This window comes from Maribacter spongiicola (assembly GCF_052119685.1).
Lineage (GTDB): Bacteria > Bacteroidota > Bacteroidia > Flavobacteriales > Flavobacteriaceae > Maribacter > Maribacter spongiicola_A.
This window is the reverse complement of the sequence record NZ_JBGQOO010000006.1, coordinates 146,704-161,501: the sequence shown is the minus strand read 5'-3', so window position 1 is coordinate 161,501 and position 14,798 is coordinate 146,704. Positions and strand designations below refer to the sequence as shown.

At 36.4% G+C, this 14,798-nt stretch carries 9 protein-coding genes; 3 read left to right on the top strand and 6 right to left on the bottom strand.

The features are described from left to right. Position 1: 1 nt before the first annotated feature. On the bottom strand, positions 2 to 2,563 hold the full coding sequence (locus ACEN2N_RS11735; protein ID WP_441824498.1) for a circularly permuted type 2 ATP-grasp protein: 2,562 nt from the start codon (positions 2,561 to 2,563) through the stop codon (positions 2 to 4). After that, on the bottom strand, positions 2,563 to 5,883 hold the full coding sequence (locus ACEN2N_RS11730; RefSeq protein ID WP_441824497.1) for a transglutaminase family protein: 3,321 nt from the start codon (positions 5,881 to 5,883) through the stop codon (positions 2,563 to 2,565). The genes ACEN2N_RS11735 and ACEN2N_RS11730 overlap by 1 nt, the downstream gene beginning before the upstream one ends. Before the next feature lie 251 nt (positions 5,884 to 6,134). Between ACEN2N_RS11730 and ACEN2N_RS11725 the strand changes: the two genes are divergently transcribed. Genes ACEN2N_RS11725 through ACEN2N_RS11715 form a run of 3 tightly spaced genes read left to right on the top strand, consistent with a single transcriptional unit; the run spans position 6,135 to position 10,065 of the window. Continuing rightward, on the top strand, positions 6,135 to 6,677 hold the full coding sequence (locus ACEN2N_RS11725) for a DUF4287 domain-containing protein (RefSeq protein ID WP_441824496.1): 543 nt from the start codon (positions 6,135 to 6,137) through the stop codon (positions 6,675 to 6,677). 27 nt (positions 6,678 to 6,704) lie between these two features. After that, on the top strand, positions 6,705 to 9,140 hold the full coding sequence (locus ACEN2N_RS11720) for a carboxypeptidase-like regulatory domain-containing protein (RefSeq protein ID WP_441824495.1): 2,436 nt from the start codon (positions 6,705 to 6,707) through the stop codon (positions 9,138 to 9,140). A 52-nt stretch (positions 9,141 to 9,192) separates the two neighbouring features. Then, entirely contained in the window at positions 9,193 to 10,065 is an 873-nt protein-coding gene (locus ACEN2N_RS11715; protein WP_441824494.1) for a cation diffusion facilitator family transporter, read from the top strand. A 30-nt stretch (positions 10,066 to 10,095) separates the two neighbouring features. Here ACEN2N_RS11715 and ACEN2N_RS11710 read toward each other — a convergent pair whose 3' ends face one another. From ACEN2N_RS11710 to hppD, 4 genes are all read right to left on the bottom strand, one after another. Beyond that, positions 10,096 to 10,986 (bottom strand): flavin reductase family protein, encoded by an 891-nt coding sequence (locus ACEN2N_RS11710; RefSeq protein ID WP_441824493.1) that lies wholly within the window; start codon positions 10,984 to 10,986, stop codon positions 10,096 to 10,098. A gap of 30 nt (positions 10,987 to 11,016) precedes the next feature. Then, positions 11,017 to 12,252: a fumarylacetoacetase gene (fahA, locus tag ACEN2N_RS11705; RefSeq protein ID WP_441824492.1), complete on the bottom strand. Its 1,236-nt coding sequence runs from the start codon at positions 12,250 to 12,252 to the stop codon at positions 11,017 to 11,019. 89 nt (positions 12,253 to 12,341) lie between these two features. After that, entirely contained in the window at positions 12,342 to 13,502 is a 1,161-nt protein-coding gene (locus ACEN2N_RS11700) for a homogentisate 1,2-dioxygenase (protein ID WP_441824491.1), read from the bottom strand. Between the two features lie 162 nt (positions 13,503 to 13,664). Continuing rightward, on the bottom strand, positions 13,665 to 14,795 hold the full coding sequence (gene hppD / locus ACEN2N_RS11695; protein WP_441824490.1) for a 4-hydroxyphenylpyruvate dioxygenase: 1,131 nt from the start codon (positions 14,793 to 14,795) through the stop codon (positions 13,665 to 13,667). Positions 14,796 to 14,798: the final 3 nt, after the last annotated feature.

Below are 14,798 nucleotides of genomic sequence, written 5' to 3'. Positions count from 1 at the left end.
ATCAAATAGGAAAAGACTGTGTAAACAATTGGGTCTGCTTGGCTGTATGATTGAAATAGGTATTTGTTATAGCTTGCGAAGCTTTATACAATAAATCTGAAAGCTCTTTTAATAATACCTCTAAATCTTCTCGCGTGAAATCTTTTTCTGATTTGGTCATTGCCAATTTTGAAGACTCTGCCAATCGTAACTTCGAGAATGCCTCGAATACATATTTCTGATAATTACTTAATTGATGATCATGTTTAGAATGTGGTAGCCGTGCTATATCTTTTTGAATACGATTGATCATAAAAGTCAATGATCGTGCATAATCTAAATCTAGCACTACCAAATCTAACACATGCGCTAATTCTATATGAGAACGGTAACTATATCTATATATATTTAAACTTTCGTGACTGGTCAATAAATATTCTAAGACATCATATTCTACTTGCTCTTCATATTTTATTGTCAATAGAGCTCTACATTTGGTTATTGTTAAAGTACTCTGTTCTAATTGCAGGCCAATAAAGTATAACAACAAACCTTGTTGCACCATAATGCTTTCTTCAATTAACCCCATAAATGCTATTAAGCGGGTAATTAACTGATTTAATACTTTTAATATTTTATTGATGGAATGATCTTCACCATCTACTAAAGAACTCCACAATTTTTGAATATTTTCAAAAACACGCCACATATCTGAAGACCAAAGATTACGAATGGAATAATAGGAATTACTGAACATTCCTATGGTATGTGCCAAACTACCTATTCTATTTTTATCAAGAATTACAGATAGCATTTCTTCATACGGATTGTCCATTGCCAATTTTCCGTTTTCGTCCTTTTCTATAAACCCCGGATATGTACCTGTTAATTGTGTAACAGCTTTAAACAACACTTTAAGCTTTTCAGAATCTGGCTTTTCATCCCTATTCTGAACTATGGCCATTTGGCGCATTACAGTTCTTAAAAATCGTGCATTGACCAATGTACGACCGACATAGCGACCCGCCCAATATAAATTCTCGGCCGTTAAACTTGGTAGGTCGTTAAGTCCAGAAATTGCTACTGAAGACTTTTGATGCCAATGTCTATTTTTTTCTTCTTTGACTTGGTTTTCATCTAATATCCAGAAATCTTTACTGGTACCGCCTCTTTGGTTTGAAACACGTACAGTTTCGCCATCGGGCGCCACTCTTACTAAACCACCTGGCATTACCGAATATTGGTCATTTGATGCAATACAAAAAGCTCTAGCAACCACATTTCTAGGTTCTAATTTTTCACCGGAAAGATTAGGTGCCGTAGAAAAATTAATGCGCTCTTGAGCAACAAAACGGTATGGGCGTTCTAAAATAACTTTTTTAAGGTTTTCTAATTCTTTAGCGCTCATTTGCTCGCAAAAGTATATACTCTCTCTATTGGTACGATCTATTCTCTTTATAACTAATTCAGATATATGCTCAAGTACATAGTTTCTTTCTTTCTCTTGCCCACACCACCATGAAGCTATCTGAGGTAATTTCAATTCTTCCTTTAAAAAGTACTTTGCAATTGCGGGCATGAATGGAATTAATCCAGGATTTTCAATTACACCGCTACCAATAGGATTGATGACAGCTACATTTTTTCTTCGTACTACATCTAGCAATCCGGCTACGCCCAAATGAGAATCTTCACGCAATTCTAACGGATCTGTAAAAGCATCGTCAACTCTACGTAAAACAACATCTATCTGCTTTAAACCTTGCAATGATTTCATCCAAAGAAAACCATCTCTCACTACCAAATCATTACCCTGAACTAACGGGTAGCCTAAGAACGACGCCATGTAGGCATGCTCAAAATAGGTTTCGTTATGTGAACCGGGAGTTAGTATTACAATTGTCGGATTTTCTTTTTTGCCAGGTGCCGCATCAATAAGCATTTGATTGAATTCTTGAAAGAAGCCAGACAATCGCTTCACCTTCATTTCTGCGTACATATCTGACAGAATTCTACTGGTGGTGGATCTATTCTCTAGCGCATATCCCATTCCCGAAGGTGCTTCTGTACGATCATTTACTACCCACAAACGCCCATCTGTACCACGGCAAAGATCTGCTGCATATATAGATAGAAACTTTTCTAATTTAAGCTCCATACCAGAGCATTGCCTTAGAAAACCTCGATGTCCATAAACAACTTCATAGGGCACTATGCCATTTTTAATCAGCTTTCGTTCGCCATAGACATCTTTAAGAACTAAATTGAGCAATTCTGCCCTTTGCTTCAATCCTTCTTCTACTTTGGTCCACTCCTCTTGGTGCAACATAAACGGAACCACATTCAGGTTCCATGGTCTGTGCATACCCTTAGGGTCATTATATACATTGTAGGTGACACCGTTTTCTGATAATAACCAGTCAATATCTCTTTGACGTGCGATTAATCCTGATACTCCTAAAGTGTCAAATTCGCTTAATAATTTATTCCAATAGGGCTTTATACCATTGTTCAATGAATACATTTCATCATTGCCCTGTTGGGAATCATAATTATTAAACCAGGTAGTCTCTGTTGTTGGCATTACTTCTTACGTAAATCTGTTACATGCGGATACTCGGGGTTAACCGGCATCTTCTTATATACAAATGTATTTGAACCTGACTTAGGTTCTACCATTCTACCCGTAAAATTTGTTGAAGCGATCAATTCTGTAGGTGTTACCTCTTCTTGCGTTACCCCAATATCCCAAAAACGATTAATTCTTCTCGATTCTGCCTCCAAACTATTTACCGGGTACATATCGTAAGAACGCCCACCAGGGTGCGCTACAAAATAGGTGCAACCGCCAATAGACTTTTGATTCCAATCATCAACGATATCAAATACTAACGGGGTATCTACACCTATGGTCGGGTGTAATGCCGACCATGGCTCCCATGCTTTAAAACGCACGCCCGCAACATATTCCCCTTTTGTACCTGTTGAACTCAATTCTATTTTTACCCCGTTACAGGTCAATGAATAGCGTTTGCTAATAAAATTATTCACTTTTACCTGTACACGCTCTAATGAAGAATCTACATAACGCGATGTGCCGCCACCGGTCATTTCTTCACCAAGAACATTCCAAGGTTCTATGGCCATTCTCAATTCCATTTGAATAGAATTTATTTCTACCATACCATATAGCGGAAAGCGGAATTCGAAAAATGGATCGAACCAATCTAACTTGAACGGATAGCCCGCCTCGTTCAATTGTTCGACTATATCTTTTATATCTTCTTTTACATAATGCTCTAACAAAAACTTATCATGCAACTCGGTACCCCAACGTACCAAATCATGCTTATACGGCTTTTTCCAAAACCATGACACCAATGTACGCACCAGTAACATTTGCATTAAACTCATCTGTGCATGTGGCGGCATATCAAAAGCTCGTAACTCTAAAATACCTAAACGACCCGAAGACGAATCGGGCGAATATAATTTATCGATGCAGAATTCTGCCCTGTGGGTGTTACCCGTGATATCTGTTAATAGGTGACGGAATAATCGATCCGTTAACCAAAACGGCACCTCTTTATCTTCTGGAATTTGAGAAAAGGCGATTTCAAGTTCGTACAAATTCTCTAATCTTGCTTCGTCTACTCTTGGTGCCTGACTGGTAGGCCCTATAAATGCCCCAGAAAACAAATAAGACAACCCTGGGTGATGCTGCCAAAAGGTTAATAGGCTTCTTAGCAATTGCGGATTACGTAATAGCGGACTATCGGCCGGCGTTACCCCGCCCAAGGTTACATGGTTACCACCACCTGTACCGGTGTGCTTGCCATCTAACATAAATTTTTCTGTACCTAAACGGGCTTGTTTGGCTTCGGCATAAAGTGTCAAGGTATTATCGGTTAACTCTTGCCAGTTTTTCGCCGGATGCACATTTACCTCGATCACCCCTGGATCAGGCGTAACCTTCAACACCTCTAACCTGTTATCTCTTGGTGGCTCGTAGCCTTCTAAAATTACCGGTACATTTAGTTCTTTTGCAGTTGCTTCTATACATGCTACCAAATCTAAAAAGTCTTCGGCGCTGTCTAATGGCGGAAGATATAAGAACAATTTATTCTCACGAACTTCGGCACAAATTGCCGTACGTACATACGGGTGCTTTCTTGGGTGCGAAGTTGATTTTAACATTCGCTTTTGTAAAGCGTCGCCAGGCATTGGCAAATCTGGTGTTTTTTCAAACAACTCTACCTCTGCTGTTGGTTCTGACGGAATCGGCGGATCCTTTGGTAGTGCCGCTAAAGGCAAACGCAACCCAATTGCCGAATTACCGGGAGTAAGTAATAAATTCTTATTTCTGAATTCCCATTTATTGGTAATCCATTTATTATCTTTTTTAATCAGCGGATACACATGACCTACCGTTTTGCCTAAACCTTGTTCTAAAATCTCCCCAAGTTTTCTGCGTAGATGGGTATCGTCTTTATTATATTTTTTCGGATTAACATCTACAGGTAGTTTCCCCTCTTCCCACAAAAAGTAAAAAGCATCTTCATAGGCTGGCACTATACTATTGGTCTTACAACCTAAGTAACCACCTAATGTCTTTAAAAATCGTTTGGTAATATTTCTTGGCATCTTATATTCCTCAGAAAATGATGCCAATAAACTCGGGTCTTTCCAAATTGGTTTTCCATCTTTTCTCCAATGTATGCCGATTAACCAACGAGGCAATGCTTCACCAGGGTACCACTTACCTTGTGCGTGATGTAACAAGCCACCTTTACCAAAAACCTCTAATAAACGAATAGACAATTTGCTTGCCAATTCTCGTTTATGCTTACCGTCGGCTGCGGTATTCCACTCTTCAGACTCCATATCATCTATAGAAACAAAGGTAGGTTCGCCACCCATGGTCAAACGAACATCGTTTGCCTGTAGTTCTTCTTCTACCTTAAAACCAAGATTGTAAATAGCATTCCACTGCTCTTCTGTGTATGGTTTTGTCACTCTCGGAGATTCGAATATTCTGGTAACCGAATTATCGAATTCAAAGGTAGTTTCTGCAAAATCTGTGAATCCGCTCACCGGTGCTGCACTTTCATAAGAAGGTGTACATGCCAACGGTATATGACCTTCGCCGGTAAAAAGTCCAGATGTGGCATCTAAACCTATCCACCCGGCACCCGGTAAATATACTTCTGCCCAGGCATGTAAATCTGTAAAATCTTCTTCAGGACCTGACGGACCGTCTAATGATTCTTCATCTGATTTTAATTGTACCAAATATCCAGATACAAAACGTGCCGCCAAACCTAAATGACGAAGTATCTGTACCAATAACCAAGCAAAATCTCTACAAGAACCTAATTTGCCTTCTAAGGTTTCTTCGCATGTCTGCACACCTGGTTCCATACGTAAGGTATAGTTCAGATAATTATACAAGTTGCTATTAAGGTTAATTAAGAAATCGATACTTCGTAGCGGAGTCATATCAATTTTTGACAAATATTCTTTTAGTAACGGACCACTTTCTACTTTTTCTAAATAAGGCAAAAGCTCCTTTTTAGCTTCTTCAGAATACTTGAACGGGAATTCTTCACACGCTTCTTCTACGAAAAAATCGAACGGATTAATAGTCTTTAAATCTGCTATAATTTCTACATCTACAGAAAGTTCAGTCGTTTTATCTGGAAATACAATACGAGCCAAATAATTACCAAATGGATCTTGTTGCCAATTGAAGAAATGGTTTTCTGGTTTTATCTTAATAGAGTACGCCTCTATCGGTGTTCTACTATGTGGCGCAGGTCGTAACCTGAATATATGAGGCGATAGATTTATACTTCTATCATATGTATATTTCGTTTTGTGTTTAATTGCAACTTTTAATGCCATAATGCGATGAGATTTCAGTACTAACTAATATAAGGACTAATACTAGCAAAAAGAAAACACAATTGCTTAATTGCCTAATTTTTATACATAATAACGTTGCAGCGATATTTATTGATAGATTCTTAATGTGATGACAGTATTGTTATTTTTTCTTTGGATGGGATATTGGAGCAAAGGCGATGATTTAAGAGAAGTACATCAAAAAACTTTTAATTTTTGTACTTTAATATCTTCAACCAAATTTTGAGAAAATGGACAAGGCACTGCAAACCATGATTGATAATATGCCCGAGAAAACAGGCAAATCTTTAACCGAATGGAAATCTGTTTTAAAGACTAAATCGTTTACCAAACATTCTGAAGGCGTCAACTTTTTAAAAAAGGAACATGGTGTTACACACGGATTTGCAAATACCATAGTAACATTATCAAAAGAAGAAGAAAACGACCCAGCCGACTTAGTTACACAACAGTATAAGGGAAAAGAAAACTTAACACCCATATACGATGCGCTTATAAAAGTGGTAAAAACTTTTGGCGATGACGTTACTATTACCCCTAAAAAAACCACCGTAAGTATTATTCGGAAAACGCAATTTGCACTTATAAAACCTGCAACCAAAACTAGAATAGACCTCGGACTCAAAATAAAAGACAAGCCTACTACTGACCGTCTAGAATCTTCAGGACCATTTGGTTCGATGTGTACCCATAGAGTTCAACTCACCGAAGCTAATCAAGTGGATGATGAATTAATTGATTGGTTGAAGGAGGCTTATGAAAAAGCGGAGTAAGTTTGTTTAGTTCTTGAAAATCATACAATGAAAAGCATATACATAGTAATTTCAGTTCTATTTCTAAATCTCATATATACTAGTACTCTTTTTAGTCAAGATTTACTTTTCAAAGGAATATCACCTGCCGAATTTGAAATCATTTTACTTGGAGAGCAAACTCATGGAGATGGTGCCGTTTTTGACAAAAAGCTAGAAATGATAAAAGACCTGCATGAGAACTATGGGTATAATCTATTAGTTTTTGAGAGTGGTCTTTATGATAATTTTAAAGCAAATGAGCTTTACAAAAATCAAAAAGAGGAAATTGACATTTTCAAGCAAAGTGTTGGTTGGCTGTATACTACTACCGAAGTTTTTCAACAACTTTTAAATTATCTAGAAACACACCCTGAATTAAAAATACTCGGATTCGATTCTCAAGAATCAAATCTTTTTGAAGAATACTTTCTCAACGACTTTAAATCTCTTTGCTCTAAAAATAACATTGTAATTTCTGATGAAACCTATATCGAAATTGAAAAGACAATGATTGTTAGAGATTTTGAAAATTATGCCTTTAATAAAAGAGACTCTACCAACCTTTACAACAATATTAATGCTGTCATTGAAAAAATTGACGAAATCCCTAAAAATGATATTAAAACAGAAGTGTTAGTTCAAACATTTAAGAGTGTGTTTTCTGACTTGGATTTCGGATTAAAAAGTTTACAAAAAGAAAAAATAGCCATTCAAAACCCTAGAGATAAACAAATGGCTGAAAACCTGATTTTCATTAAAGACATTTACCCTAATGAAAAAATTATTGGCTGGGGCGCTAGTTACCATTTTGCCAATAAATTGAATGAATTCGAGTACACCTTAGAAACTGAAAATTACATTAAAAAACAAATTACGATCACAGACAGTATTCACGGTGATAGCCACACCAACACTGAAGAAGAAATTTCACAAATAAAAGAATTGAAATATGCCGTACCAATGGGTCAAATTCTTAAAGAAAAATACGGCACAAAGTTGTTTAGTTTAGCTTTCACCTCTTATGAAGGTTTCTATTTTGATTTTTCAGTAGAACAGATTTCTCCAATTTTACAACCGCCAGCTAATAGTATTGAATCCGATTTTAAAAATCAGAATAGTAAAGCAGAACTATATGTATTAAATGATATTCCGCATAAATTTTATTCATCTGCTCTAGGCTACATTCCGCTATCTGCCAATTGGGAAAATATTTTTGATGGTATTTATTACATTGAAAAAATGTACCCTCCAAAGTATGTAATATATGATAATGAAAAGACTAAGACAGTTACATTTAAAGGCAACAGCATAACGGGCTCTATTATTGACGCCGATACTTCTGAACCCATAAATTATGCCGATGTATATTATTCTAATCTGAATTCAAGTACAGTTTCAAACGCAAAAGGACAGTTTAACATCCCGAATAAAAAAAGTTCAAAGTGCTATTTAGTATTTTCTTCAATTGGGTATGAAAGCGATTCTATTTCTACCAATTCACTAACAAAACCAATTAACTTACGTCTTAAAAAATCTAAAGATGATATTGTTTTAAATGAGGTCGTTGTTTCGGCTGCAAGGGTAGAATTAAGTGCTGAAGAAATCATTAAAAAAGCTCGGGAAAATATTGAAATTAATTACGTGCAAACCCCCTACAACCAAAGTTTCTTATTTAAAATAAGTCAACTCAATAGCACAGATTCCTTAGGCATTGGTGAAGAAGCTATTATTAAAACATATAACAAAAAGGGAATTAACGGAAGTAATAAACCTGAGAATAACATATTTGCGGAAATTGAACACTTAAGAGCCAATACAGATGCTTATGAGAAAAGTAAATGGCATAATGGAATAGGCGCATTATGGGCAGTTTTAAATAGGGATATCATTTTAAGCAAGACTAATGTTTTGTACAGAATAGGTTCTTATGACTTAAAAAAATATAAAACCTTGAACTATGAAGGACAGAAAGTATATCAGATAAATTTCACTAATAATTCTCCAGGTTCTTATTCTACTGGGTATGGTTACCCTGCGCCAATAGCATCATCTGGCTGTATTTATATTGGTACAGAAAACTATGCTGTTTTAAAATATGAGCATAATATAGAGCGTGCAGAATACCAAAATAAAAAATCTAAAAAATGGATAAAACAAGAGCACAACATTGTACAGACCTATAAAAACGTACAAGGAAAATACTTTTTTAATCTATTAGAAGTCTCAACAAACACTGATATATTCTCAAGTGACCATCAATTTTTACAAAGCACGTATGCTATTAACAAACTTGTCTCTAATGATATTGAAACCTCATCGGTAGAAATTTTAAAAAGACCACTTACAGAATTAAAACAAGGCTATAAAAAGAAACTAAACGACCCATATTGGGAAGACAAACCAATGGATTTTATGATTGAAATACCGTCAAGAAATTTTTAATATTAACTACTAAAATATATCCTTTCATATTCAAGACTACTACCTTTGCATTATGAGTATTGAACAGACGGCAATCAAGACCACATATTTCAGCATCATCGGTAACATATGCCTGGCTTTGATTAAAGGTCTTGCAGGTTTTTTTGGTAATTCTTATGCCCTTATTGCCGATGCTATTGAATCTACCACTGATATTTTTTCTTCTATTCTGGTTCTCTTAGGTTTTAAATATGCCGAAAGACCGGCAGATGAAAATCACCCTTACGGACACGGAAAAATTGAACCAATAATTACATTTTTAGTTGTCGCTTTTTTAGTGATTTCCGCCACTGTTATCGCTTACGAAAGTATTGAGAACATACAGACTCCGCATAAAGTTCCAAAAGCATGGACATTAATCGTTCTGGGTTTAATCATCGTATGGAAGGAAATATCGTACCGCATTGTTATCAAAAAAAGTGAGGAGACACAAAGTACCTCTTTAAAAGCAGATGCTTGGCACCACAGAAGTGATGCTATTACTTCTATAATGGCATTTATTGGTATTTCTATTGCTGTAATACTGGGCAAAGGTTATGAAACGGCAGATGATTGGGCAGCCCTTATGGCATCGGGCTTTATCTTGTACAATAGTTACTTAATTCTAAGACCTGCTTTAGGAGAAATAATGGACGAGCAACGTTATGACGACCTCTTGGAAGACATACGTATTAAGTCATTAGAAGTACCAGGGATAACAGGTACCGAAAAATGTTTTATTCGTAAAGCGGGAATGAAGTTTCATGTTGACTTACATGCCATGGTCGATGGTAATATTTCTGTCACTGAAGGGCATGATATTGCCCACCTATTACAAGATCATCTTAACAAGGAAATTCCGAATCTAGAACATGTGCTGATTCATATTGAACCTGATCATCTTTAATTTGGAATAAATTTATGCTCTGGTTAGTTATTACAAATGTAACAATGCCAATGCATCTTCAGTTCTACCATCTACTAACCATTGTTGAGCTAGTTTATGCAATTCTGTATTATCCTCATTTCCATTAATAATAGATTTCACCTCAGCGTGTTCTGCAATGTTTTCGATAGCTTCTTTCGTTGGCAATTCTTCTAAATTACCTAGTCTCCCTAAATTATTCCCCGTTAAAACCGAGCTATTTCGAACAGCTTCGGGTAGCATATCTACTCCTATGCCTTGGGTGCGTATTGGTTTCGGTATTTCGAATAAAGCATCGCCGTTGGCTCTGCAATACCAATTACCACCCATACGGGCGACTAAATCTAACTTCGGTGTATCGAGATTTCCATCGGCATCTAAAAAGGCTTTTTTTACATGTATCTGAACGACTTTTGCTAGCACCAAGTTTCCTGCTCCTGGTCCGTCACCCAAGGCTATGACTTGATCTACCACACACTCAAATGCTACGGGAGCCTCGCCTACTCTCGGTGGTTTGACCTTATCACTTGGTACTTGCGTAAATCCTGCTTTTACAAACTCATTTACTCCATCACCGTATTCGGTGCTTGACAATGACATTTGTTCTACCATGTCATAATTCACGATATTAATTACCGTTTCTTTAACTTCCAAAACATTGTCTAACGTATGCTTCGTAGTATTATCTCTACCACGTCTAGAAGGTGAGAAAATCATGATTGGCGGATTTATACTGAATAGATTAAAGTAACTGAACGGACTCAAATTAACATTGCCATCTTTATCAATCGTACTGGCAAAACAGATAGGTCTTGGTGCTACGGCAGATAATAAATACCCGTGTAATTCTTGTTGAGAAATACTGTTTGGATCTATAGAATTGATTTCTTCGTTCTTTGACATTGTGCTACTATTAAGCTATTTAAAATATTTTTATTTACTTGGTAAAATGGTTCCGGTTACTTCACCGAATCCTACTCTCTTACCTTCTTTTTCTGCAAAACCTCTTATGGTTACCGTATCGTTATCTTCTATAAAAGTACGTTTGCTACCATCATTTAATTCAAATGGTTTTTTACCGCCCCAAGAGATTTCTAACAATGAGCCATATGAACTTTCGTCTTTTCCAGATATGGTTCCCGATGCCATTACATCACCTACATTCAAATTACATCCGTTTACGGTATGGTGAGCCAACTGCTGCATCATATTCCAATACATATATTTGAAGTTAGATGTACTAATTGTTGTTTCTTCAGAAGTTGATGAAGACATACCCACTTCTAACTTAATATCGTAATTATGCTCTCCCTCGTATTTTAAATAAGATAGCACCTCTGGTTTCTGTTCAGGTCCCTGAACTTTGAATGGTTCTAAGGCCTCTAAAGTAACAATCCATGGAGACATAGATGATGCAAAGCTTTTTCCTAAAAACGGACCTAAAGGCACATACTCCCATTTCTGAATATCGCGGGCAGACCAGTCATTGAACAGCACTAATCCGAAAATATGTTCATCAGCATCTTTTGTAGAAACGCGTTCACCTAACTCGGTACTTTTACCCACTACAAAACCCATTTCCAATTCAAAATCTAAATTACCGGAAGCTTTAAAAACCGGCACTTGCATATCATTCGTTTTCACTTGACCCATGGGTCTGTGAATATTTGTACCACTCACTACTATTGATGATGCACGACCATGATACCCAACCGGAATATGCTTCCAATTTGGCAACAAAGCGTTTTCTGGATCACGAAACATTTTACCCACATTGGTAGCATGCTCTATACTTGAATAGAAATCGGTATAATCACCTACATGAACTGGTAAATGCATTTTAGCATCTTGCTGCGACACAAAAACTTTTGAGTGATTTTTCAGCGGAGAATTCTCAGATATCAATAAATTTTGAATATCTAATCGGACTTTATTTGTGATTTTCTTTCCTAATGCGATAAAGTCATTTAAGGTTTTCTGTCGAAAATAAGTAGCACTGACTTCTAATAAACCTAATTCTGATACTGCTGCTAAATCAACTATCTGTTCGCCAATGGCGATTCCTGCTTTTGGGGCATCATCATTTACCGAGAATATTCCAAAAGGAAGATTATAGATAGAAAAATCTGAGTTTTCGGGTATTGAAACCCATGTATTAAGTGTTGTCAAGTCTTTACTTATTTTACCATTCTAACTTATCTAACCTTCGACTGCGCTCAGGGTGACATTGTTTCCGTTTTAAAACTTTGTTTTAAGACCTATTTATTTAACCAAGATTGATAATAGTCTCCATCATCTAATTTCATTGCGTTTTCTGTTACCATTAAAGGTTTAAAAGTATCTATCATAACCGCTAGTTCTTCAGACCCTTTTTGACCAATACTGCGCTCTGCCGCACCAGGGTGCGGACCATGAGGGATACCTGCCGGATGCAAAGAAATATTACCTGGCTGCACTCCATTTCTACTCATGAAATCTCCATCAACATAATACAGCATCTCATCAGAATCTATGTTCGAATGATTATAAGGTGCCGGTATAGAAAGTGGATGATAATCGTACAATCTTGGCACAAAAGAACAAATTACAAAGGCATTTGTCTCAAATGTTTGGTGCACTGGTGGCGGTTGATGAACTCTACCGGTAATGGGTTCAAAGTTGTGAATAGAGAATCCGTACGGGAAATTATAACCATCCCAACCTACAACATCAAAAGGATGCCCAATGTAGACCATTTCATGCATAACCCCTTGCTTCTTAACTTTAATCAAGTGCTCATCGGTATCGGTAAACGTTTCTAAATTTTGCGGCAGTTTATAATCGCGCTCACAAAACGGTGAATGCTCTAATAATTGTCCGAACCAATTGCGGTATCGCTTAGGTGTGTATATTGGAGAAAACGATTCTGCGTATAGAATGCGATTGTCTTCTGTATCAAAATCTATCTGATAAATCGTTCCTCTTGGAATAATTAAATAGTCTCCGTATTCAAAGGGAATCTGTCCGAAAATAGTTCTTAGTATACCTGTACCTTTATGAATGAACAACATTTCATCGGCATCGGTATTCTTATAGAAATACTCGCGTAACGATTTTCTAGGTGCAGCTACTCCAATAATAATATCGCTATTCACCAAAAGTGGTTCTCTAGCTTCTAAAAAATCATCTTTTGCCGGAGCATTAAAACTGACCAACTTCAATGATCGTATATTTTTCTCTAAAGCAATTTTCGGAGAAACATCGGTACTCTTTAATATCTCTTTGACCATTGTTGGTCTATTGTGGTGATATAATAAAGAGGACATACCGTCAAACCCTATAGTACCGAACAATTGTTCTGAATACAATTCACCATTTGGTTTTCTAAACTGCGTGTGCCTTTTAGGTGGCATCGCTCCTTGTTTATGATATATAGGCATATGAGTTCGTTTTAGTTGATGATCGAGATTATATACTTCGAGGTTTGCGTCGAAATATAAAAAATACTTAGTAATAAATACCTCAAGAACTAGCCTCGAGGTATTTATGATTACTTACTTTAAAAATAATCTATTTTAAGATTCTCAAGAAATCTGTTGAACCTATAAAGTTCCTCTTAATTCTTGCTCACGCTCAATAGCTTCAAATAATGCCTTGAAATTTCCTTTTCCGAAAGAAGTAGCTCCTTTACGTTGAATAATTTCAAAAAACATTGTTGGTCTTGCTTGAACAGTTTTAGTGAAAATCTGAAGTAAATATCCTTCATCATCACGATCCACCAAAATACCTAATTTTCTTAGCGATTCTATATCCTCATCGATCTCACCAACTCTTTCTGTCAATACATCATAATATGTAGTTGGTATCGTTAAAAACTCAACCCCTCTATTTTTTAAATCGGTTACCGTTTTTACGATATTATCTGTAGCTACGGCAATATGCTGAACACCTTCACCTTCGTAAAATTCTAAATACTCATCTACTTGAGATTTTTTCATACCTGGTGCCGGCTCGTTAATCGGGAACTTAATACGACCGTTACCATTACTCATTACCTTACTCATTAATGCCGTGAAATCTGTAGAAATATCTTTATCGTCAAAAGACATAATTTGCTTAAAGCCCATAACATTGGCATAGAAATCTACCCAATAGTTCATTTTACCCTCGTGTACATTACCTACCATATGATCCACAAATTTTAAACCTGTAGAAGTTGGTTGATAATCACATTCCCATTTTTGGTATCCTGGTAAAAATGTACCGTTATAATCTTTACGCTCCACAAAAATATGAACTACCTCACCGTAAGAGTAGATACCAGAAGTAACCACTTTACCATGTTCATCTTTCTCCGTCTTAGGCTCCATATAACTTTTGGCTCCTCTTTTCATAGCCTCTTCATAAGCATATGTAGCATCATCTACCCATAGCGCAGTAACTTTTACTCCGTCACCATGTTTATCAATATGTCTACCTACATCAGTACCACTTTTAAGCGGAGATGTCAATACCAATCTTATCTTATCTTGCTCTATTACATAAGATTCAAATTCTCTACTACCAGTCTCTAAACCTTTATAGGCTAAAGATTTGAAGCCAAATGCAGTTTTGTAATAATGTGCTGCCTGTTTAGAATTACTTACGTACAGCTCTAAATAATCTGTACCGTTAATAGGCATAAAATCTTGTGCCTCTTTGTGTTTGTTTTCTGCTTTTGTTGCTGTTGACATATT